General features: G+C 53.2%; 2 rRNA genes (1 of these 2 cut by a window edge). One reads left to right on the top strand and one right to left on the bottom strand.

Features of this window, described 5'->3' with window-relative positions:
* Positions 1 to 2: 2 nt before the first annotated feature.
* Positions 3 to 119: ribosomal RNA gene (gene rrf / locus WH45_RS05345) — 5S ribosomal RNA — on the bottom strand.
* Between the two features lie 136 nt (positions 120 to 255).
* On the opposite strand from rrf (WH45_RS05345), the gene rrf (WH45_RS05340) reads away from it, so the two are divergent.
* Positions 256 to 265: ribosomal RNA gene (gene rrf, locus WH45_RS05340) — 5S ribosomal RNA — on the top strand (it continues 107 nt past the right edge of the window).

Raw genomic sequence — 265 nt, 5'->3', positions numbered from 1 at the left:
TCGCTTGGCAACGTCCTACTCTCCCAGGACCCTGCGGTCCAAGTACCATCGGCGCTGGAGGGCTTAACGGTCGTGTTCGGGATGGGTACGTGTGGAACCCCTCCGCCATCATCACCAAACGCCTTACCTTGCAGGTGTTGATCACCTGAAAACTGAATCCGAAACGAAACTTCGCTGTTTTAGAAGCTTATTGGATAAGCCCTCGACCGATTAGTATTGGTCAGCTCCATGCATTGCTGCACTTCCACCCCCAACCTATCTACCT

This window comes from Paenibacillus wulumuqiensis, assembly GCF_000971965.1.
GTDB classification, from domain to species: Bacteria; Bacillota; Bacilli; order Paenibacillales; family Paenibacillaceae; genus Saccharibacillus; species Saccharibacillus wulumuqiensis.
The sequence above is the reverse complement of the archived record's forward strand: the minus strand, read 5'-3'. Positions and strand labels throughout refer to the sequence as shown.